19 protein-coding genes and 1 pseudogene are annotated in these 19048 nt (G+C 73.6%); 17 read left to right on the top strand and 3 right to left on the bottom strand.

What is annotated here, in order from left to right; genetic code table 11:
• The first annotated feature begins 88 nt into the window (after positions 1-88).
• From ARTHRO9V_RS13580 to ARTHRO9V_RS13565, 4 genes are all read left to right on the top strand, one after another.
• Positions 89-946 carry a flagellin gene (locus ARTHRO9V_RS13580; protein ID WP_055975183.1) on the top strand — a complete coding sequence of 286 codons (858 nt, stop codon included), beginning with the start codon at positions 89-91 and terminating at the stop codon, positions 944-946.
• Between the two features lie 186 nt (positions 947-1132).
• Positions 1133-2521 (top strand): flagellar filament capping protein FliD, encoded by a 1389-nt coding sequence (gene fliD, locus ARTHRO9V_RS13575; protein ID WP_159827894.1) that lies wholly within the window; start codon positions 1133-1135, stop codon positions 2519-2521.
• Positions 2521-2997, top strand: coding sequence for a flagellar export chaperone FliS (gene fliS, locus ARTHRO9V_RS13570; protein WP_123571322.1), 477 nt, complete (start codon positions 2521-2523; stop codon positions 2995-2997). The genes fliD and fliS overlap by 1 nt, the downstream gene beginning before the upstream one ends.
• Positions 2987-3322 (top strand): hypothetical protein, encoded by a 336-nt coding sequence (locus ARTHRO9V_RS13565; RefSeq protein ID WP_159827892.1) that lies wholly within the window; start codon positions 2987-2989, stop codon positions 3320-3322. The genes fliS and ARTHRO9V_RS13565 overlap by 11 nt, the downstream gene beginning before the upstream one ends.
• Before the next feature lie 30 nt (positions 3323-3352).
• Here ARTHRO9V_RS13565 and ARTHRO9V_RS13560 read toward each other — a convergent pair whose 3' ends face one another.
• Positions 3353-4882: a CitMHS family transporter gene (locus ARTHRO9V_RS13560; protein ID WP_056043702.1), complete on the bottom strand. Its 1530-nt coding sequence runs from the start codon at positions 4880-4882 to the stop codon at positions 3353-3355.
• 201 nt (positions 4883-5083) lie between these two features.
• Between ARTHRO9V_RS13560 and ARTHRO9V_RS13555 the strand changes: the two are divergent.
• Both ARTHRO9V_RS13555 and ARTHRO9V_RS13550 read left to right on the top strand, forming a co-directional pair.
• Positions 5084-6916 (top strand): annotated as a pseudogene (locus tag ARTHRO9V_RS13555) (Spo0B domain-containing protein); the annotation flags it as partial.
• 227 nt (positions 6917-7143) lie between these two features.
• The gene (locus ARTHRO9V_RS13550) at positions 7144-7752 is read left to right on the top strand and encodes a response regulator (RefSeq protein ID WP_159827890.1); all 609 of its coding nucleotides are present in this window, start codon (positions 7144-7146) and stop codon (positions 7750-7752) included.
• 188 nt (positions 7753-7940) lie between these two features.
• Here ARTHRO9V_RS13550 and ARTHRO9V_RS13545 read toward each other — a convergent pair whose 3' ends face one another.
• Together ARTHRO9V_RS13545 and ARTHRO9V_RS13540 are read right to left on the bottom strand one after the other, a co-directional pair.
• Entirely contained in the window at positions 7941-8906 is a 966-nt protein-coding gene (locus ARTHRO9V_RS13545; RefSeq protein WP_159827888.1) for a hypothetical protein, read from the bottom strand.
• The gene (locus ARTHRO9V_RS13540; protein ID WP_123571317.1) at positions 8899-9183 is read right to left on the bottom strand and encodes a hypothetical protein; all 285 of its coding nucleotides are present in this window, start codon (positions 9181-9183) and stop codon (positions 8899-8901) included. The genes ARTHRO9V_RS13545 and ARTHRO9V_RS13540 overlap by 8 nt, the downstream gene beginning before the upstream one ends.
• Before the next feature lie 192 nt (positions 9184-9375).
• On the opposite strand from ARTHRO9V_RS13540, the gene ARTHRO9V_RS13535 reads away from it, so the two are divergent.
• The 11 genes from ARTHRO9V_RS13535 (at position 9376) to ARTHRO9V_RS13485 (ending at position 18969) form a co-directional block, all read left to right on the top strand.
• Positions 9376-9723: a flagellar basal body protein gene (locus tag ARTHRO9V_RS13535; protein WP_055975153.1), complete on the top strand. Its 348-nt coding sequence runs from the start codon at positions 9376-9378 to the stop codon at positions 9721-9723.
• A complete protein-coding gene (locus ARTHRO9V_RS13530; RefSeq protein WP_043596823.1) occupies positions 9720-10115 on the top strand; it encodes a flagellar basal body rod protein FlgC in 396 nt (131 codons plus the stop codon). The genes ARTHRO9V_RS13535 and ARTHRO9V_RS13530 overlap by 4 nt, the downstream gene beginning before the upstream one ends.
• Positions 10115-10471 (top strand): flagellar hook-basal body complex protein FliE, encoded by a 357-nt coding sequence (fliE, locus tag ARTHRO9V_RS13525; protein ID WP_123571316.1) that lies wholly within the window; start codon positions 10115-10117, stop codon positions 10469-10471. Before ARTHRO9V_RS13530 ends, fliE begins: the two co-directional genes overlap by 1 nt.
• Positions 10471-12162 carry a flagellar basal-body MS-ring/collar protein FliF gene (gene fliF / locus ARTHRO9V_RS13520; protein WP_159827886.1) on the top strand — a complete coding sequence of 564 codons (1692 nt, stop codon included), beginning with the start codon at positions 10471-10473 and terminating at the stop codon, positions 12160-12162. The genes fliE and fliF overlap by 1 nt, the downstream gene beginning before the upstream one ends.
• The gene (gene fliG / locus ARTHRO9V_RS13515; protein WP_159827884.1) at positions 12159-13214 is read left to right on the top strand and encodes a flagellar motor switch protein FliG; all 1056 of its coding nucleotides are present in this window, start codon (positions 12159-12161) and stop codon (positions 13212-13214) included. Before fliF ends, fliG begins: the two co-directional genes overlap by 4 nt.
• A gap of 128 nt (positions 13215-13342) precedes the next feature.
• The gene (locus tag ARTHRO9V_RS13510; protein ID WP_159827882.1) at positions 13343-14092 is read left to right on the top strand and encodes a FliH/SctL family protein; all 750 of its coding nucleotides are present in this window, start codon (positions 13343-13345) and stop codon (positions 14090-14092) included.
• A 62-nt stretch (positions 14093-14154) separates the two neighbouring features.
• On the top strand, positions 14155-15513 hold the full coding sequence (locus tag ARTHRO9V_RS13505; RefSeq protein WP_123571488.1) for a FliI/YscN family ATPase: 1359 nt from the start codon (positions 14155-14157) through the stop codon (positions 15511-15513).
• Complete coding sequence (locus ARTHRO9V_RS13500; RefSeq protein WP_201298947.1) at positions 15513-15971, top strand: hypothetical protein; 459 nt, start codon at positions 15513-15515, stop codon at positions 15969-15971. The genes ARTHRO9V_RS13505 and ARTHRO9V_RS13500 overlap by 1 nt, the downstream gene beginning before the upstream one ends.
• A complete protein-coding gene (locus ARTHRO9V_RS13495) occupies positions 15968-16747 on the top strand; it encodes a C40 family peptidase (RefSeq protein WP_236557054.1) in 780 nt (259 codons plus the stop codon). The genes ARTHRO9V_RS13500 and ARTHRO9V_RS13495 overlap by 4 nt, the downstream gene beginning before the upstream one ends.
• A complete protein-coding gene (locus ARTHRO9V_RS13490; protein WP_159827880.1) occupies positions 16744-18510 on the top strand; it encodes a flagellar hook-length control protein FliK in 1767 nt (588 codons plus the stop codon). The genes ARTHRO9V_RS13495 and ARTHRO9V_RS13490 overlap by 4 nt, the downstream gene beginning before the upstream one ends.
• 12 nt (positions 18511-18522) lie before the next feature.
• The gene (locus ARTHRO9V_RS13485; protein WP_052505459.1) at positions 18523-18969 is read left to right on the top strand and encodes a flagellar hook assembly protein FlgD; all 447 of its coding nucleotides are present in this window, start codon (positions 18523-18525) and stop codon (positions 18967-18969) included.
• Positions 18970-19048: the final 79 nt, after the last annotated feature.

Here is a 19048-nt window from a genome sequence, read left to right as displayed (position 1 = left end):
CTTACAGCCGCGGTCGACCGGCCGACAGTAGCCGGTGTCAGCCCACGGATGGGCCGACGAACACCACCCAGTCACGGAGGAGAACACCATGGGTATGCAGATCAACACCAACCTCGCGGCCAACAACACGTACCGCAACCTGAACGCCACGCAGAACGACCTGTCGAAGAGCCTCGAGAAGCTCTCGTCGGGCCTCCGCATCAACCGTGCCGCTGACGACGCGGCCGGCCTCGCGATCTCCGAGGGCCTGCGTTCGCAGGTCGGCGGACTGACCGTCGCCGCACGCAACGCCCAGGACGGCATCTCGGTCGTCCAGACCGCTGAAGGTGGCCTCACCGAGGTGCACTCGATCCTCCAGCGCGTCCGCGACCTCGCTGTTCAGGCCGGCAACGACTCGAACAACGAAGACGCCCGCACGGCGATCCAGACCGAGGTCACGGCGCTGTCGAAGGAGCTCACGCGCATCTCGGGCTCGACCAACTTCAACGGCATCAAACTGCTCGACGGTGAGGCCGCGACCGGCGCTGCCGCGGGTACCGGCAAGCTGACCTTCCAGGTCGGTGCCGGTAGCGACGCGGGCAACGACCAGATCGAGATCGACCTGTCGAAGTCCAACGTCGGTACCATCGCCACCGATGTCGCCGCCTTGAAGTTCACGACCTCGGCGGAGGCCCTCACCTCGATCGCGGCAATCGACACGGCCATCAAGGCCGTCTCGACCACCCGTTCCGAGCTGGGTGCCGTCCAGAACCGCTTCGAGCACTCCATCGCGTCGACCAACGTCGCGAAGGAGAACCTCACGGCGGCTCAGTCGCGCATCCGCGACGTGGACATGGCCGAAGAGATGGTCAAGTACACCCGCTCCAACGTGCTCAGCCAGGCCGGCACCGCGATGCTGGCCCAGGCGAACCAGAGCACCCAGGGCGTGCTGTCGCTCCTCCGCTAGTCGTAGCCGAGGAGGGTCCCGTGCTCCCAGCCCGGGCCTGACCCACCACCTCACCGCGGTTCGAGACCGGGTGGCCTCGACGGCGCAGCTGATCCTGCTCCGCCGGGCCACCCGGTCTCAGCACTCCCCCCACTTCGATCTGCCCCACGGTCCGACCCGGACACCCCACCTCGACAGGAGCACCTGATGGCCTCGCTCGGCATCGACGGCCTCGTCAGCGGGCTCGACACGACCACGCTCATCAACACCTTGATGCAGTCCGAGGCCGTGCCCCAGACCATCCTGAAGAACAAGGCCACGGCCGGGCAGACGCTCGTCACGGCCCTTCAGGGGCTCAACACCAAGATCGCCGACCTGGCGACGCTCGCGACCTCGACCGCCAAGGCCGGCTCGCTCTCCCTCTTCACCCCGACCAGCAGCTCGACGGCGGTGACGGCCACCACCGCGGCCGGGGCCGTCTCCGGCTCGGTCGACCTCGTCGTCGGGGCGACCGCCTCGTCCAAGACCGCGGTGACCGCGGCGATGACGGCGTGGCCCGACTCGCCCGCGACGCTCACCTTCGTCTCGGCCGCGGGCACGAGGACCGAGGTGACCGCCGCCTCCTCGTCGCTCGACGACGTCGTCAAGGCCGTCAACTCCTCGGGCGCCGGTGTCTCCGCCGTCAAGGTCGCCTCGGGCAAGGACGCCTCCGGTGCGGTCCAGTACCGCCTCCAGCTGTCGAGCCAGAAGAGCGGCGCCGAGGGTGGCTTCGACGTCTTCCGCGGCACCGCCGCCGACGTGGCCGCCGGGACCGCCCCCGACCTGATCGCCCAGCCCGGCGCCGCCGTGATCTCGCAGGCGCGCGACGCCTCGATCACCCTCTGGGCGGGCACGGCGGCCGAGCAGGTCGTCAGGAGCAGCAGCAACACGTTCACCGACGTCCTGCCCGGCGTCTCGGTCACCGTCTCGGCCACGACGACCGAGCCCGTGCACCTCGCGATCGCCCGGGACGCGACGGCCGCGACGAAGGTCGCGACCGACCTGATCGCGGGTGTCAACGGGGCCTTGAGCCTGATCAGCAGTAGGAGTGCCGCGACGACGTCGACCAGCTCCACGGGGACGACGACGGTCACCGCGGGCGTCTTCGGTGGCAACTCGACGACCCGAGGCATCACGCAGCGCCTGACCGACGCTGTGCTCAGCCCGGTCGACGGGCAGTCGCCGAGCACCATCGGCATCTCGATCGACGCCAAGACCGGCCAGTTCGCCGTCGACGCCACGAAGTTCGCCGCAGCCCTCGCCGCCGACCCCGCGAAGGTGCAGGCCACGATGAGTGCCATCGCCGCGCGGGTCGCATCGACCTCGACGTCGGTCTCGGACAGGTTCGACGGGACGCTGACGAAGACCATCACCGGGCAGCAGTCGGTCGTGAAGGACCTCACCAACCGCGTCAGCGAGTGGGACGACCGCCTGGCGGCCCGTCGTGCGGGTCTGCAGAAGACCTACTCGGCCCTCGAGACCTCGCTCAGCGCCCTGACCGCGCAGCAGAAGTACATCTCGAGCCAGCTCGCCACCCTCTCGACGAGCAGCAGCTGATGGACGCCACCTCGTTCGCCGCCTTCGCCGCGGCCTCGGCCGGCCCCTCGGCCGTCGTGCAGAAGCAGCGCGCCCAGTACACGAGCGACGCCGTGCTGTCGGCGACGCCCGTCCAGCTCGTCACGATGCTCTACGACCGCCTCATGCTCGACCTGTCGCGCGCCGAGGCCGCGCAGGTCGCCGCGAACTGGGCCGCCGCCTCCGAGCAGTTGCTGCACGCCCAGGCGATCATCGCCGAGCTGTCGTCGTCGCTCAAGATCGACGTCTGGGACGGCGGCGAAGGCCTGCTCGCCCTGTACACCTACACGTCGACCGCCCTGGTCAACGCCAACGTGCATCGTGACGTCGCGCAGACCCGCGAGGTCGCCGGGCTGCTCGAGCCCCTGCGTCAGGCGTGGCACGAGGCCGCGGCCTCGCTGCAGGCCGGCGCCGCCTCGTCGGTCCCCGGCCTGGCCGGAGGCGTCGGTGTCGCCTAGGACCGAACGGACGCACGCCGCCTGGCGCGCGGCCCTGGACGAGCTGGAGGCGCTGGTCGCCGAGGCCGACGCCTCGCTTCCCACGGGTGACGGCGACCCCACCGCGCTGCCCACGCCGGCCCGTCGGTGGACGCCGCCCACCGGGCTGGGTCCGCTGCCGCAGGAGTTGGCGACCCGCGCCTCCTCGTTGGCCGAGCGCCAGCGCGACGTCCTCGGCCGCCTCGAGGCCGCCCGGGTCGCCGTGCTGCAGCACCTCGGAGCCGTCCGCACCGTCGAGGCGTCGCACGAGCCGTCGCGCCCGGTCTACCTCGACGCCACCGGCTGACCCCGCCCGGCTGACCCCGCCCGGGTGGCCTCAGCCGAAGGGGATGACCCCGACGACGACGGCGACCACGAGCATGACGACCGAGACGACGGCCGCCCGCCAGAGCACCTTCTTGTGGTGGTCGCCGAGGTTGACGTTGGCCAGGCTGACCAGTAGCAGGATCGCCGGCACGAGCGGGCTCTGCAGGTGCACGGGCTGGCCGATCACCGAGGCGCGCGCCATCTCGACCGGTTCGATGCCGAACGCCGCGGCGCTCTGGGCGAGCACGGGCAGGATGCCGAAGTAGAAGGCGTCGTTGCTCATGAAGAAGGTGAGCGGCAGGCTGAGCAGTCCCGTGATGACGGCCAGGTACGGACCCAGTTCGTTCGGGATCACCTGCACGAGCCACTGCGCCATCGCGTCGACCATGCCCGTGCCGTTGAGCACGCCGATCAGCACGCCGGCGGCGAAGACCATCGAGACGACGCCGACGATGCTCGGCGCGTGGGCGACGATCTCGGCCGACTGCTGCTTGACCTTCGGGAAGTTGATCAGCAGCGCGACCGCGACGCCCACCATGAACACGTAGGCCAGGGGGAAGAGGTCGAGCACGAGCAGCACCATCACCACGACGGTCAGCGCGAAGTTGAACCAGATCAGCCCGGGGCGCAGGGTCTCGCGGGTGGGGTCGAGCATGGTGTCGGCCATCGTGCCGGTCAGGGGCGTGCCGTTCTCGCTGGCGCCGCTGCCGCCGGGGTTGTCGACCGCGCGCTCGCCGGGGGCGTCTGCGCGGCTGCCGTCGGCGCGACCGCCGCGCAGGCCCAGGGCGACCGTGGGGCTGGTGAACATCGAGACGCCGACGCCCGCCTTGCCCGGTCCGCCACCGCGGGCGGCCGTGGCCAGCTCGCGCGACAGGGGCGACATCTTCTCGGCCGCGGCGGCCAGCACCGACCCGCCGAGCTCGACCGTGCCGAGGCGGCGGCGCTCGCGCAGGCCCATCAGCCAGGCGAACACGAACACGATGACGAGGCCCGTGATCAGCGACGGCACGAGGGGCACGAAGATGTCGGACGGCGCGACGTTGAGCGCCGCGGCGGCCCGCACGGTCGGCCCGCCCCACGGGACGATGTTGAGGGTGCCGTTGGCGAGGCCGGCGACGCAGGTCAGCACGACCGGGCTCATGCCGAGCTTGAGGTAGATCGGCAGCATGGCGGCGGTCGTCACGATGAAGGTCGTCGACCCGTCGCCGTCGAGAGAGACGGCCCCGGCCAGCAGGGCCGTGCCGAGCACGATCTTCGCGGGGTCGTTGCCGGTGACGCGGAGGATGAAGCGCACGAGCGGGTCGAACAGCCCGACGTCGATCATCAGCCCGAAGTACATGATCGCGAACATCAGCAACGCCGCGGTCGGGGCCAGGTCGCCGATCGCCTCGATCACCATGTCGCCGATGCCGAGGCCGGCCCCCGCGAACAGGCCGAAGATGGTCGGCACCATGATCAGGGCGAGCATCGGCGAGAGCCGCTTGGTCATGATCAGCACCATGAAGGTGGCGATCATCAGATAACCGAGGATGACGAGCATCAGGACTCCTTCGTCCGGTTCGTGTGTCCGGGCACGCTAGCCGCGCCTCCCGAGCCGCGTCGCGCTTGTGCGCATTGGCCGACTATCGCGCGTTGGCACCGTTCTGCGCGTTCTGCTCACGCCCGGCCTGCCCCCCGACCCCGACCCCACCCCGGCTTGGCACCAAGTTTCGTGCACCACACCGTGCCTAGACGAGGTGCGATGCACGGGACGCGGTGCGGCGCGTGCGCGAGGGCTGGGCGGGGCCGCGAGGAGGCGCGGGTCGCGTCGGCCGCGCCGGGTACCCTGGCGGGCGTGACCGACGACAGCTCACCACGGGGACGCCGCACGCCGGCGAGCCGTCGGGCGGGTGCGCGAGGCGGGTCGGGGCAGGGGGCGGCGCCGCGCCTCCGGAAGCGACGTTTCGCGACCGAGGTGCTGTTGCTCCAGCTCGCCGTCGTCACCGCCATCGTGCTGTTGACCAGTGCCGTCTTCGCGACCATCGCCGTCCAGCGCCTGGCGCGCGAGGCCGAGTCGACCGCGCTCGCCGTGGCGCAGAGCGTCGCGAGCGACACCGACGTCCGGGAGCAGGTCGCCCTGCTGAGCGTCGACGGCACCGAGATCGACCAGGAGGCGCTGGCCCGGGGAGCCCTGCAGCGCACCGCGGTCGCGGCCCAGCAGCGCACCGGGGCGCTCTTCGTCGTCGTGACCGACGATCGCGGGGTGCGGCTGGCGCACCCGGACCCCTCCCGCATCGGCGAGCGGGTGAGCACCAGCCCCGACGCCGCCCTGCGAGGGGAGGAGGTCGTCGCCTGGGAGCGCGGCACGCTCGGCGACTCGGCCCGCGCGAAGGTGCCGATCTACGCTCCGGGCGTCTCGGTCGGCGCGGCGTCGGTGGCCCCCGGCTCGGCGGCGGACGTCGTCGGCGAGGTCAGCGTCGGGTACGCGCCGACCCGGGTCTACGACACCCTCGTGCAGGACGCCCTGCCCGTCGTCGGGGTGGCCGTGCTCGCCCTCGTGCTCGGCGTCGTCGCGTCGGTGCTGATCCGTCGGCGGCTCGACCGCGCGACCCTCGGGCTGCAGCCCGAGGAGCTGTCGAGCCTCGTCCAGAACCAGCAGGCCGTGCTCGGCGGGGTCGGCGAGGGGGTGCTGGCGGTGTCCGGCGACGGCGTCGTGACGGTGTGCAACGACCAGGCCGCGCGACTGCTGGCGGTCGACGCCTCGACCGCCGTGGGGAGGCCGCTCGCCGGGCTCGGCCTGCCCGAGGGGCTCGTCGCGCTGCTCGGTCCGAGCGGGCCGAGAGGGCCGCGCGACGCCGTCGACCAGGCGTCGGCCGGCACCTCGGCGGGCACCCCGGCCGACACCACGCTCGTGGTCGGCCACCACGTGCTGCTCGTCGACGTGCGTCCGGTGTCGCGCGACGGGGTCGACCTCGGCCGGGTCGCGGTGGTGCGCGACCGCACGGCCGTCGAGGCCCTGACCCGCCGGCTCGACGCCGTCGGCGCGATGACCACGGCCCTCCGCGCGCAGCGACACGAGTTCGCCAACCGGCTGCACGCCCTGTCGGGGATGCTCGAGCTCGGTCGCGCCGAGCAGGCCCGCGCCTACCTCGCCGACGTCCTCGACCACGGGCCGTTGCGCTACCCGGTCGCCCACGCCGACCGGCTGACCGAGCCGTACCTGCAGGCGTTCCTCGGGGCGAAGGGCGTCGAGGCGGCCGAGCGGGGCGTCCTGCTGAAGCTCGGGCCCGAGACGCTCGTGACGGGGTCGGTCGTCGAGCCCGGCGACGTGACGACCGTCCTCGGCAACCTGGTCGACAACGCGGTCCGGGCGGCCGTCGCCGGACGGGTCACGCCCGCCTGGATCGAGGTCGAGGTGCTCGACGACGGCACCGACCTGCACCTGTCGGTGATGGACTCGGGCGACGGCGTCGCCGACGTGGACCAGCTGTTCGACCGTGGGCCGCACCGTGCCGACGACGAGCCCGACCCCGCACGCGTGCACGGTCTGGGGTTCGGGCTGCCGCTCTCCCGGGACATCGCCCGACGCCGCGGCGGCGACGTCTGGCTCGGCTCGCCGGGCGGCGACGGGCACGGCGCCGTGTTCTGCGCGAGGCTCGTGGGCGCGGTCTCGCGCGAGGCGGTGGCGACGGGCGAGGCGGTGGTGGCGGGCGCGTCCGGGCCGGCCCGCGCCTCCTCGTCCCCGGCCGGCGACGACCCGCGACCGCCCGGCGTCGGTACGCCCGCCGGCAGCGCCCGCAGGCCGTCGGCACGGTCGCCGAGGTGCGCCGCGTCCTCGCCGAACGGCACGTCGACCTGTTGCTGCTCGACGTCCACCTGCCCGACGGCAGCGGGCTCGACCTGCTGCGCGAGGTCGACGTCGACGCGTTCGTGCTCAGCGCCGCGTCGGACGCCACGACCGTGCGGCGGGCCCTGCGGCGCGGGGCGCTGGGCTACCTGATCAAACCGTTCGCGTCGGGCACGCTGGTCGACCGGCTGCGCGCCTACCAGCGGTACCGCAACGTGCTCGACGAGCGGACGGCCGTCGACCAGGAGGCGCTCGAACGGGCCCTGCGCATCCTCCATTCCGGCGACGCGGCGAAGGCGGCCTCGCCGTCGCGGTCGGCCACCGAGCAGGCGGTGCTCGAGCAGTTCGGAGCCGAGGCGGATGCGGACGCCGCGGACGCCGACACCGAGGTCGGGGCCGGGGCCGGGGCCGGGGCCGGCGTCGGGCCGCTCGAACTGTCGGCGGCCGACGTCGCCGCCCGGGTCGGGGTCTCGCGGGCCACGGCGCAGCGCTACCTCGCGGCGCTCGCCGCCGACGGTCTCGTCACGATGAAGCTCAGCTACGGCACCACCGGCCGCCCCGAGCACCGCTACTCGCGCCCCTGACCCGACCCGCGCCTCCTGCCCGTCGCCCGCTCGCTCGTCCGCCTGCTCGCTCTCCCGCTCTCCCGCTCGTCGCCTCGTCGCACCGCCCACTGAACACCGCACCGCCCACGTCGGCGGTGCGACGTCCAGTCGGCGGTGCGAAGCCCACCCGCTCGTCGGGGTGGGCCGCCGAGGAGGCGCGGGCCGGCTCAGTCCGCCGGTACGGTCTCGACGACCGGGCCGTCCACCTGCACGTCGATCAAGCGGCTGATCGAGCTGTCGGGTCCTCCCTGGAGGGTCACGGTGTAGGGCTCGTCCGCACCCTCACCGGGTCCGGTGACGATCCGCCGTGAGCCGCTCGGCGTGGTCTCGTCTTCGATGACGGTGAAGCCTTCGGCGACGAGAGCGTCGACCAGCGCTGCCGTCGTCGCGTCCCGTGAGGCGCCCGGAACGAGCACGACGGAATGCGCGACGGTCCACTGTCGGATGCTGCTGTCCGGGTCGTTCGGCGTGCCGGCCACACCGGCGTCGCCGTCCTCGAACACCTCGACGCTCTCGACGACGGCCGGGTCGACGAGCGCGACCACCCGGTCGACGAGGTCGTCGGCACGTCGGCCGGTCTCTTCGAGGGAGGGGGTCGACTTCCCCGTGGGGGTCTCGTCGACGGTCGGTCCGACCACGCCGAGGAGGACGTAGTTCTGCCCGGGCGACGCCCCGTTGTCACCGGCCTGCACGGTCAGCTCGAAGCCGTCGTAGCGGTCCTCGTCCGAAGTCAACGTGACCCAGCGACCTCCCGCGTTCGACGTCTCCCGGTCGAGACCCACCGTCCAGCCGTCCGCGACGCGGGCATCGATCACGGACTCGGCGACGTCGAGCTGAGGTGCGTCCGGCACGAGGTTCACGTACCGCAGCACCCGCCACTCCTGGATGCTGCCGTCGGCGTCGTCCGCGGAGCCGCCGATCGACGCCGCGCCGTCCTCCTGGGCCTCGACGCTCGCCACGAGCGTCGGGTCGACCTGGGCCTGGAGGCCGTCGATCAGTTCCGTGGCGATCGTGCCGGTCTCCTCGAGGGTCCTTCCGTCGTCCACATCGCGAGGGCCCGTCGTGCCGGTGCTGCACGCGGTGAGGAGGGCGATGCCCAGCGCCGCGAGGCAGAGCGCTCGTCGATCACCCATGGAGACCCACGAACCACCAGAGCGACGCGATCTCGGCGGGCTGCCGCTGGAGGCCGATCCACAGACCGACCGGCCACAGGAGCAGGGGCAGCACGACCCCGACCGCGACCACTGCGACCACGAGGCCGAGGAACACGAGTCCGACCGCGGCACCGACCGACCGGCGACCCAGAGCGGCGTCCGCGGCCGCCTCGTCGTCGTCCACGACGATCTCCTCGTCCGGGTCGGCAGCGTGCTCGTCCCCGAGGCCCAGCAGACGTCGACCGTCCTCGTCCATGCGCGCGCCTCCGTCCCCCCGGTCCTGGGCGCGACGCTAGCAGCAGGGGCCGCCCGCCCCCAGTACGGGGCAGCCGCCTGCGCACCGCTTACGTCGCCCCGCGCCCCGCCGATAGAGCGCCGTGAGCACGGATCGCTCGTACACCGGCCACGGATCGGCCCCTCGCACTCCATCGACCCCACCGGGACAGGCATGCCACTCGAATCCGTGACGCAAGCGGCGCTGCAGAGCGCCCTCGACGGTCTCTCGCTGCGTCAGAAGACGATCGCCGCGAACATCGCGAACGTCAACACCCCGAACTACACCGCCAAGCGGGTGCAGTTCGAGGAGGCGCTGGGCCGGTCGGTCGCGTCCGGCAGCGGAGCGGTCCAGGCGTCCACGTCGCGCAGCCTCGAGCCGACGCGTCTCGACGGCAACAACGTGAACCTCGACACCGAGACCCTGTCGAACGTCGACACCGTGCTGCGGTACCAGTTCGCCACGCAGGCCATGAACTCCGAGCTGACGGCCGTGCGCGCCGCGTTCCGGACGAACTCGTGACCGCCTTCGACGCGATCGGCATCGCGAGCACCGGCCTGACCGTGCACCGCAAGTGGCTCGACGCCGTGTCGGACAACATCGCCAACGTCAACACCGTCAAGTCGATGGACGACACCGCCTTCCAGGCCCGCTACGTCGAGGTGCAGGAGGGCGCCGGCACGTCCGGCGTCTTCGTCAAGGCCGACCGCTACGGCAGCGAGGCCGGCCGCGTCACGTACCTCCCCGACCACCCGCTGGCCGACGCCGAGGGGTACGTGCGCATGCCCGACATCGACCTCGGCGCCCAGATGGGCGACCTGATCATGGCGCAGCGTGGCTACCAGGCCAACGCCGCCGTGGTCGACCGTGCCAAGACGGCCTACGAGGCCGCACTCCAGATCGGACGTGGCTGATGCCCATCGCAGGAATCCAGGCCCTCGGGGCCGTGCAACAGACCGGCTTCGCCGACGTGGGCTCGCTCATGGGGGCCGGCGGTGCGTCCGACGTGACGGGCGTGGCCGGCGCGACCGGCGCCTCCTCGGCCTCGGGCGCGACCTTCGGCGCGACCATGACCGGAGCCGTCGAGGGGCTGCAGCAGCTGCAGTCCGAGGCGAAGACCCTTGCGGTCAAGGCCGTCACCGGTGACCTGACCGACATCCACGACGCGACCATCGCGGCGACGCGTGCCCAGGTCACGCTCGAGCTGGTCAGCGCCGTCCGCAACAAGGGCGTCGACGCCTTCAACGAGATCATGAGGATGCAGGCCTGATGCCGAACGCCGTCAAGGGCCAGCTCGCCAAGCTCGGTGCCGCCCTCCAGAGCTTCACGGTCGCGCAGCGCACGATCGCCGTCATCCTGGTCGCCGCCCTCGTGCTCGGCGTCGTCGCGCTCGTCAGCTGGCTGGGCAAGCCCACCTACACGCCTCTGTTCAGCGGCATCGACCCGACCGACGCGAGCGCCATCGTCGAACTGCTGCAGACCGACGGCGTGCCGTACGAGCTGACCGCGGGCGGCGGCACGATCCTCGTGCCCGAGAACGTCGTCTACGACGAGCGCCTCAAGGCCGCGGCCGCGGGGCTGCCCGCCGCGAGCTCGGGCGGCGGCTACTCGCTGCTCGACACCATGGGCGTCACCTCGTCCGAGTTCCAGCAGAACGTCACCTACAAGCGTGCGATCGAGGGCGAGCTCGCCAACACGATCAAGGCGATGGACGGCGTCAAGAACGCCAGCGTGCAGCTCGCGATCCCCGAGGAGTCGGTGTTCGTCGCCGAGCAGCGCGACCCGACCGCCTCGGTGTTCGTCGAGACCCAGGCCGGTGCGACGCTGGACTCCAAGCAGGTGCAGGCCATCGTCAACCTGACCAGCGCCTCCGTCGACGGCATGAAGGCGACCGACGTCGCCGTCACCGACGCCTCGGGCACGGTGCTCTCGGCCGTCGGCAGCGGAGCGGTCGGAGGCGCGGACGGCGACGCGAGCGACTACGAGTCCAAGGTCCAGGCCTCGGTCCAGGCCATGCTCGACAAGATGATCGGCCCCGGCAACTCGTCCGTCGTGGTGGCCGCCGACCTCGACCAGAGCTCGGGCACCAAGGTGACCGAGTCGTTCTCGCAGCCGACCTCGGGGCCGATCGCCCTGAACGAGTCGGGCACCACCGAGCAGTACGGCTCCGGGGCGAACGGGGCGAACGGCACCGGTGCGACCGGCGTGCTCGGCCCCGACAACATCGCGGTGCCCAACGGCACGGCGGCCGACGGCACGACCACCGCGGGCACCGGCGCCGACGGGGGCTACACCAACGAGTCGACCACCAAGAACAACGCCGTCGACAAGGTCACCGAGAGCCTCAACGTCCCGGCCGGCGAGGTCAGCCGCCAGACGGTGTCGGTCGCGCTGAACTCGGCCGCGGCCAACGGGGTCAACATGCAGAGCGTCCGCGACCTCGTCGGTGCCGCCGCCGGCATCGACGCCGCCCGCGGCGACACCGTCCAGGTCGCGCAGGTCGACTTCGACACCTCGGCCGCGGACGCCGCCGCCGAGGCGCTCAAGGCCGCCGACGCGGCGAGTGCCAGCGAGGCGATGTGGGGCACCATCCGCACGGTCGGCATCGTCGCGGCCATCGCGATCGCCGCCATCGTGGGGCTCATCGTCTTCGCCCGTCGCAGCCGTCGCCAGGACCGCGAGGACGTCGACCTCGGCGAGCTCTCCCCGCAGAACGGCGCCCAGACCTGGGACGCCACGATGCCGCTGTCGCTCGACGACGCCGTCGCCACCTCGCGCCTGACCCTGCCCGGCATGGGCGAGCCGAAGACCGAGCTGCTCGAGGTCGACGCCCCGACGCCGTCGCCCGAGTTCGTCTCGGCCGAGCGCCGCCGGGCCGAGATCGACGCGATGGCCGAGCGCGACCCGGGCAAGACCGCCGAGCTGCTCCGCGGCCTGATGGACGACCGGCAGCCCGCATGAGCCTCGTCCCCACCACCTTCGGCGCCCCCGCGGTCCCCGGGGTCGGCAAGCCGTTGACCGGCGCCCAGAAGGTCGCGGTCATCCTCATGCAGATGGACCAGGCCCGCGCGGCCGCGGTCATGAAGGAGTTCAGCGAGGTCGAGGCCGAGGAGATCGCGGCCGAGATCGTGCGCCTGCGTCGCGTCGACCCCGTGCTCGCCGAGGCCACCGTGGCCGAGTTCCACGACCTCAGCGTCAGCGGCCGCTACCAGCGCCGCGGCGGGCACGACGTCGCCGTCGGTCTGCTCGAGGCGTCGTTCGGTTCCGAGCGTGCCGCCGGCGTCATGGAGCGCATGGCCTCCAACATGGCCGGCAAGTCGTTCGAGTTCCTCGACGAGGCCGAGGCCGGTCAGGTCGTGGCGCTCCTCGACGGCGAGCTGCCGCAGACCATCGCCCTGGTGCTCGCGCACCTCAGGCCACAGCAGGGTTCCGCCGTGATGTCGGGCCTCGACGTCGAGCTGCGCGCCGACGTGGCCCAGGCCATCGCGACGATGGGCACGGCCACCCCCGAGTCGGTCGGCATCGTCGCGGCCACCCTCAAGGTGCGGGCCGGCGCCGTCGTCGCCCCGCGGGACCAGGTCGAGGTCGTCGGGGGCATCCAGCCGCTGATCGAGATCCTCAACCGCAGCGACGTGGCGACCGAGAAGGCGCTGCTCGAGGGCCTCGACGAACGCGACCCCGAGCTGGCCGAGGAGGTGCGCTCGCGCATGCTCACCTTCGAGGACATCGTCAAGCTCGAGTCGCGCGACATCCAGCAGGTGCTGCGCGGCATCGACGCGGCGATCCTCGCCACGGCGATGAAGGGCGCGCCGGCGGCAGTCACCGAGGTCATCCGCGGCAACGTCTCCGAGCGCAACCGCGAACTGCTGGACGACGAGCTGCAGTCGATGGGTCCGGTCCGCAAGTCGCAGATCGAGGAGGCGCGGGCGTCGGTCGTGCGCGCCATCCGCGAACTCGAGGCGATGGGCGCGATCACCATGCACCGCTCGGACGACGACGCCCTCGTCGAGTAGCCCGGCCCCCCTTCGGGGCAAGGGCTAACGCCGTCCCGGCCGAGGCCGAGAGTCGCCGGTGAGCACGGATCGCTCACCCACCCCAGGCCACGGATCGGCCGTCACCCCCAACGCCGAACGGCCCTGTGATGCTCGATTCCGTGATGACCCCCGAGGGCGCCGCCCCGGCCTTCGCGCGCGTCAGCTACCCGTCCGTCACGCTGCCGGGGTCCGACGCCGCCACCACGCGACGGGCGCACGACGCCCGGGCCGAGGCCCGGGGGCACGCCGCCGGGTACGCCGCCGGCCTCCGCGCGGCCGAGCTCGAACTCGCCGCCCGCCAGGCCGTCCTCGAGGCCGAGCACTCCGACCTGCTGCACCGCCTCCAGGCCGCGACCGTCTCGGCCGTCGAGGCCCTCGCCTCGTCGGCGCGAGCGCTCGACGCCCGCGTCGCGCCCGTCCTGGACGACGCCGAGGAGGCGCTGGTCGCGACCGCCTTCGAGCTCGCCGAGGCGGTCCTCGGCTACGAACTGCGCGCCTCCGAATCCGTCGACGGCGGCTCGTACGGGGCCGACGCCACCGCCCGGGGCGCCGCCGACACGGTCGACCCCCGCGAAGGACGGACCGCCCGTGCGGCCGTCGCCCGCGCCCTCGCCGTGACCGACCCCGGCGACGTCGTGACGGTCCGCCTCCACCCCGCCGACCTCGCCCAGCTCGACGCGGCGACCCGCGACTCCGTGGCCGCCGAGGTGGCCTTCGTCGCCGACGCGACCCTGGCCCGCGGCGACGCCGAGGCCGAGCGTCGCATCGGCCAGGTCGACGCCCGCCTCGGCACCGCGCTCGACCGGGCGCGGACGGCCCTGCTCGGCGACCCGGCGTCGGACGGGGGGGCCTCGTGACCCTCACCGCGCCTCCTGCCCTCGTAGCGACGGGTGCCGTCGTCGACGGCGGGCGTCCGCGCGTGCCGGCCGTCCTCGCGCCCCGTCTCGCCGCCGCCCGCGTCGCGGCCCGTCCGCAGCGCGTGGGCCGGGTCAGCTCGGCCGTAGGCCTCGGCCTCACCGTGCAGGGCCTCGACGCGGCCGTCGGCGAGATCGTCGCCGTCGGCGACGCGACCGCGACGTCCGGTGGCACCACCGCCGGTTCGGACCTCGCCGAGGTCGTCGCGACCACGCCCGACGGCGTGCGCTGCATGCCGCTCGGCCGGCTGACCGGCATCACGACCGGCACGCCCGTCCGGTCGACCGGCCGTCCGCTGCTCGTCCCCACCGGCACGGGCCTGTTCGGCCGCGTGCTCGACGGCCTCGGCCGACCGATCGACGGCAAGGGCCCGCTCGTCGGTGCCGACGGGGGTCGCGTCGACCTCGTGCCGCTCGACCACGAGACCCCGTCCGCCATGCACCGCGCGCGCATCGACACGCCCCTGCAGCTCGGCGTGCGCGTGCTCGACACCCTGACCACGGTCGGCAAGGGGCAGCGCGTCGGCCTGTTCGCCGGCTCGGGCGTCGGCAAGTCGTCGCTGCTGTCGATGATCGCCCGCGGTTCGGACGCCCAGGTCAGCGTGATCGCCCTGGTCGGCGAGCGCGGCCGCGAGGTGCGGGAGTTCCTCGAGGACGACCTCGGGCCCGAGGGCCTCGCCCGCTCGATCGTCGTCGTCTCGACCAGCGACGAGCCCGCCCTGATGCGCCTCCGGGCCGCCTTCGTCGCGACCCGCATCGCCGAGTCGTTCCGCGACCAGGGCGCCGACGTCGTGCTGATGATGGACTCGCTCACCCGCGTGGCGATGGCCCAACGCGAGATCGGCCTGTCGGTCGGCGAACCGCCCGCGACCCGCGGCTACCCGCCGTCGACGTTCTCGGTGCTGGCCGGTCTGCTCGAACGAGCGGGGACCGACCGCATCGGCTCGGTCACCGGGCTCTACACGGTGCTGGTCGACGGCGACGACCACAACGAGCCCATCGCCGACGCGGCCCGCAGCATCCTCGACGGGCACGTCGTGCTCGACCGCAAGCTCGCCGTGACCGGGCACTTCCCGTCGGTCGACGCGCTCGGCTCGGTCTCGCGCGTCGCCTCGAAGGTGACCAGCCCGCCGCAGCGCGCCGCCGCGACGACGCTGCGCAAGGTCATGGCCGCCCGCCGGGCCGCGCAGGACCTGCTCGACGTCGGTGCCTACCAGCGCGGCACGAACCCGCTCGTCGACGCGGCGGTCGACCACCAGGGCGCCATCGACGCGTTCCTGCAGCAGGGCATGGACGACCGGGCGGCCTCGGCCGACTCGTGGAACGCCCTGGCCTCGCTGACCTCGCGGTTCGGAGCGATCTGATGGCGCGCCCGTTCTCGCTGCTCGGCCTGCTGCGGCTGCGTCACGCCCAGCAGGACCAGGCCGGTGCCGTCCTCGCCGAGGCCAACGACCGTCTGCGCGAGGCCGCCGACGAGCGCGTGCGCGCCAAGCGCACCCTGGCCGACGAGCCGTCCGAGGTCACCGACGCGGCCATGCTGAGCGCGCTGGCGGCCTCGCGGGCCTCGTCGCGCGGCATGCTCGCCGAGCTCGACGCCGTCACCCAGCGCCGTCAGGCCGACGCCGACGCCGCCCAGGCCGCCTTCAACGAGGCCCGTCGCGCGGCGATCGGCCTCGAGAAGCTCGAGCACAAGCACGCGGTGGCCGAGGCGGCCGCCGACCTGCGCGACGAGCAGATCGCCCTCGACGAGATCGCCTCGCGCCCCCGCGCCGACGGCTCGTCGTCCGGCACCGACCCCGAGAACCCAGGAGGCGCGGCGTGAGTCCCGTGACCGAGGTCCTGTCCCGCATCCAGGACATCCAGGCGACCATCGCCCAGCTGCGCGCCGGCACCACCGGTGCGACGTCCGCGACGGCCACCGCGGCGTCCGCGACGTCGGCCACGGCCTTCGCCGACGCGCTCGCCGGCACGTCCGGCACGGGGGCGACGGCGACCAGCGCCTCCGTGGACGCCGTGGCCGGGTCGGTCGCGAGCGGCAGCGGAGCCGACGGCTCGGACGTGGTCGAGGCCGCGAAGAAGTACCTCGGCGTGCCGTACGTGTTCGGCGGCGAGGACCGGACCGGCATGGACTGCTCGGGCCTCGTGCAGACCGTGTTCGGGGACCTCGGCGTCAGCATGCCGCGGGTCGTGCCCGACCAGGCGAAGATGGGCGCCGAGGTGCCCTCGCTCGCCGAGGCGAAGCCCGGCGACCTGCTCGTGCCGAAGGGCGAGGGCCACATCGTGATCTACCTCGGCGACGGCAAGGTGCTGCACGCACCCCGCCCGGGCAAGGACGTCCAGATCGTCGACAACTGGTACAAGGACTCCGACCTCAGCACGATCCGGCGCATCGTCCCGGCCGAGGGCGCGACGGGTGCCGCCTCGGCGTCGTCCGCCTCGTCCGCCTCGTCCGCGTTGTCGAGCCTGTCCGGCCTCTCGGGCCTGTCGGGCTTGTCGGGTCTCTCCGGTGCCGCCGGTGCGTCGGGCGCGTCCTCGTCGGGGACCGACCTGATGACCGCGGCCCTGCAGAAGCTGATGAGCGCGGGGGTGGCCTCGTGACCCTGTCCCGCACCCTGCCGTTCGCGCCTCCTGCCCTGTCCGATGCGTCGTCGCTCCGCCCTTCCGCGGGGTCGCGGGGCCCGGGGGCCGGCACCGCCCGTGACGCCGACCGCGCGGCCACCGGCTTCGGTGCCGCCATGCGCGACGAGGGCTCCTCGACGCGAGACACCGACCGAAACGCCTCCGTCGCGTCTCCTCCTGCCCCCACCCCGGCTCCGGCGTCCGCCTCGGCCGTGACCGGGTCGTCGTCGCTCGACGCCCCGTCCGTCGCCCCGTGGCGCTGGCCCCTCGCCGAGGCGACCTCGGCACCGACCGCCCCGGTCGACGAGCCCGGCACCGCGTCCACCACGACCGAGGCCGCCTCGACGACCGACGGCACCCCCGCCGTGCCGCGTGACGCGGTGGGCGACGCGTCGGTGGCCGGGGGCTCCGTGTCGGTCGAGGTCGCGACGTCGGCCGAGACGGTCGCCGCCGCCCTCGCCGCTCTGCTGCGCCCCTCCGCCCTCACCGCTCCGGTGCGCGTCGCGTCGCCGGCCGCCGGTGGCGCCGGGGCCGAGCCGCTCGACCCCGCGCGCGACGGATCGGCGCCCGATTCGTCCGCCGCCGCTCTCGCTCCGACGGCACCGGCTGTGCCGGCGGCACCGGCGGTGCAGGCAACCGCAGCTCCCGCCGCGGCCGCCCCCGCCGCAGCCCCCGCCGCGACCGTGCAGCCCGCGTCCGCTCCTGCCCCGGAGCCCGTCGGCACATCCGCGGTCGCGGCGAGCCCCGCGGCCGCCGGCGCGGGTGTGCCCGTCGCGCCCGGCGAGCCGACGCCGTCCGCTCCCGGTGGTGCGGTCCGCGCCGAGTCGGCCGCCGGTCCCGACACGGCCGCCGCCGTCGGCGACTCGTCCCGGAACGGTTCGCCGATGCGGGCACCCGCTCCCACTACCGTCCCGGCAGTGGTCGACCGCGCCCTCGCGCCGGCCGCCCTCGTGCTGCCCGGCACGCCCGGTCCGTCGAGCGCGACGACCGGTGCACCGTCAGCGACGCCCGCCGCGGCCTCCCCGGCCGGAGCCTCCGCCCCCGCGGCCTCCACGGCGACGGCTGCAGCCTCCACGGCGACGCCCGCGGCGTCCACCTCCGCACCCACCCCAGCACCCACGACCACCGACCCGATGGTGTTCGCCGCCCCCGCGGTCGGCGCGACGTTCCCCGTCGCCGCGACCGCCGCCTCCTCGTCCGCGACCCCGTCGCCGGTCGCCACCCCGCCGGCCCCGTTGACCTCGCAGCTCTCCCGGCCCCTGTTCACGCTCGCCGCGGCGGGCCCCGGGGTGCACGTCGTCACGGTCGACGTCGCCCCCGAGGCGCTCGGCCCGGTCACCGTCCGGGCCCACGTCTCGGCGCACGGCACGCACGTCGAGATGTTCGCCGCGTCGGACGCCGGCCGTGACGCCGTGCGGGCGATCCTCGGCGACCTGCGCCGCGACCTCGCGACGGCCGCCTCCACGACCGCGGGAGGCGCGGGTCACCAGACCAGCGTCGACCTCTCGTCCCAGGACCAGCCGTCCGACGGCCGGGGTGACCGCTCCGGTCAGCTCGGCTCGCCCGGGGCGCAGGCCGGTGCCGACGGAGGCGCCGGGCGACGGGCCCGTGACGCCGCCGAGGCGCGCGGCGCCACCGGCCGCACGCCGCGCGACGGAACCGACCCCCTCGACGCGACGGGCGCGGTCGACCGTGCCCGCGCCTCCTCGTCCCTCTCGACGTCCCTCGACGTCCTGGCCTGAACCGGAGACCCCATGCCCTCGATCGACCAGATATCGGGAACCGTCGACGTCGCGACCCAGATCGCCGCCGCCAACGCCGCGAAGAGCGGCTCGAGCCGTGCGACGGCGAACACGATGGACAGCGAGATGTTCATGAAGCTGCTCGTCACGCAGCTGAAGAACCAGGACCCGTCGACCCCGATGGACACCAACGCCATGATGTCGCAGACCACCCAGCTGGCGATGATGGAGCAGGTCACCGCGCAGACGACGACGGCCAACGAGAACTTCTCGCTGCAGATGCGCATCGCCGCGTCGAACCTGGTCGGCCGCGAGGTCAGCTACACGGGACCCGACGGCGTCGAGGTGAAGGGCACCGCGACGAGCGTGTCGTTCGCCGAGGCCGTCCCGAAGGTCTCGGTCGGCGGGAAGGAGGTCGCGTTGGATCTCATCTCGGGCATCGCCACCACGAAGGCGTGACACGCGTCCCCGACGCGCACCCCGCAGTACCACCGGCACCACCCGCACGACCCGCACCACCCGCACGACCCGCACCACC

The sequence above is a fragment of the Frigoribacterium sp. 9N genome (assembly GCF_902506305.1).
GTDB lineage: Bacteria > Actinomycetota > Actinomycetes > Actinomycetales > Microbacteriaceae > Frigoribacterium.
This window is presented reverse-complemented; position numbering and strand designations above follow the sequence as displayed.

Bases quoted from the DNA above. Each gene is read 5' to 3' on its own strand.
- ARTHRO9V_RS13545 (WP_159827888.1), bottom strand. From the start codon at position 8,906: ATGGGTGATCGACGAGCGCTCTGCCTCGCGGCGCTGGGCATCGCCCTC.
- fliD (WP_159827894.1), top strand. From the start codon at position 1,133: ATGGCCTCGCTCGGCATCGACGGCCTCGTCAGCGGGCTCGACACGACC.
- fliF (WP_159827886.1), top strand. From the start codon at position 10,471: ATGCCGAACGCCGTCAAGGGCCAGCTCGCCAAGCTCGGTGCCGCCCTC.
- ARTHRO9V_RS13580 (WP_055975183.1), top strand. From the start codon at position 89: ATGGGTATGCAGATCAACACCAACCTCGCGGCCAACAACACGTACCGC.
- fliS (WP_123571322.1), top strand. From the start codon at position 2,521: ATGGACGCCACCTCGTTCGCCGCCTTCGCCGCGGCCTCGGCCGGCCCC.
- ARTHRO9V_RS13535 (WP_055975153.1), top strand. From the start codon at position 9,376: ATGCCACTCGAATCCGTGACGCAAGCGGCGCTGCAGAGCGCCCTCGAC.
- ARTHRO9V_RS13560 (WP_056043702.1), bottom strand. From the start codon at position 4,882: ATGCTCGTCATCCTCGGTTATCTGATGATCGCCACCTTCATGGTGCTG.
- ARTHRO9V_RS13510 (WP_159827882.1), top strand. From the start codon at position 13,343: ATGCTCGATTCCGTGATGACCCCCGAGGGCGCCGCCCCGGCCTTCGCG.
- fliG (WP_159827884.1), top strand. From the start codon at position 12,159: ATGAGCCTCGTCCCCACCACCTTCGGCGCCCCCGCGGTCCCCGGGGTC.
- fliE (WP_123571316.1), top strand. From the start codon at position 10,115: ATGCCCATCGCAGGAATCCAGGCCCTCGGGGCCGTGCAACAGACCGGC.
- ARTHRO9V_RS13540 (WP_123571317.1), bottom strand. From the start codon at position 9,183: ATGGACGAGGACGGTCGACGTCTGCTGGGCCTCGGGGACGAGCACGCT.
- ARTHRO9V_RS13485 (WP_052505459.1), top strand. From the start codon at position 18,523: ATGCCCTCGATCGACCAGATATCGGGAACCGTCGACGTCGCGACCCAG.
- ARTHRO9V_RS13500 (WP_201298947.1), top strand. From the start codon at position 15,513: ATGGCGCGCCCGTTCTCGCTGCTCGGCCTGCTGCGGCTGCGTCACGCC.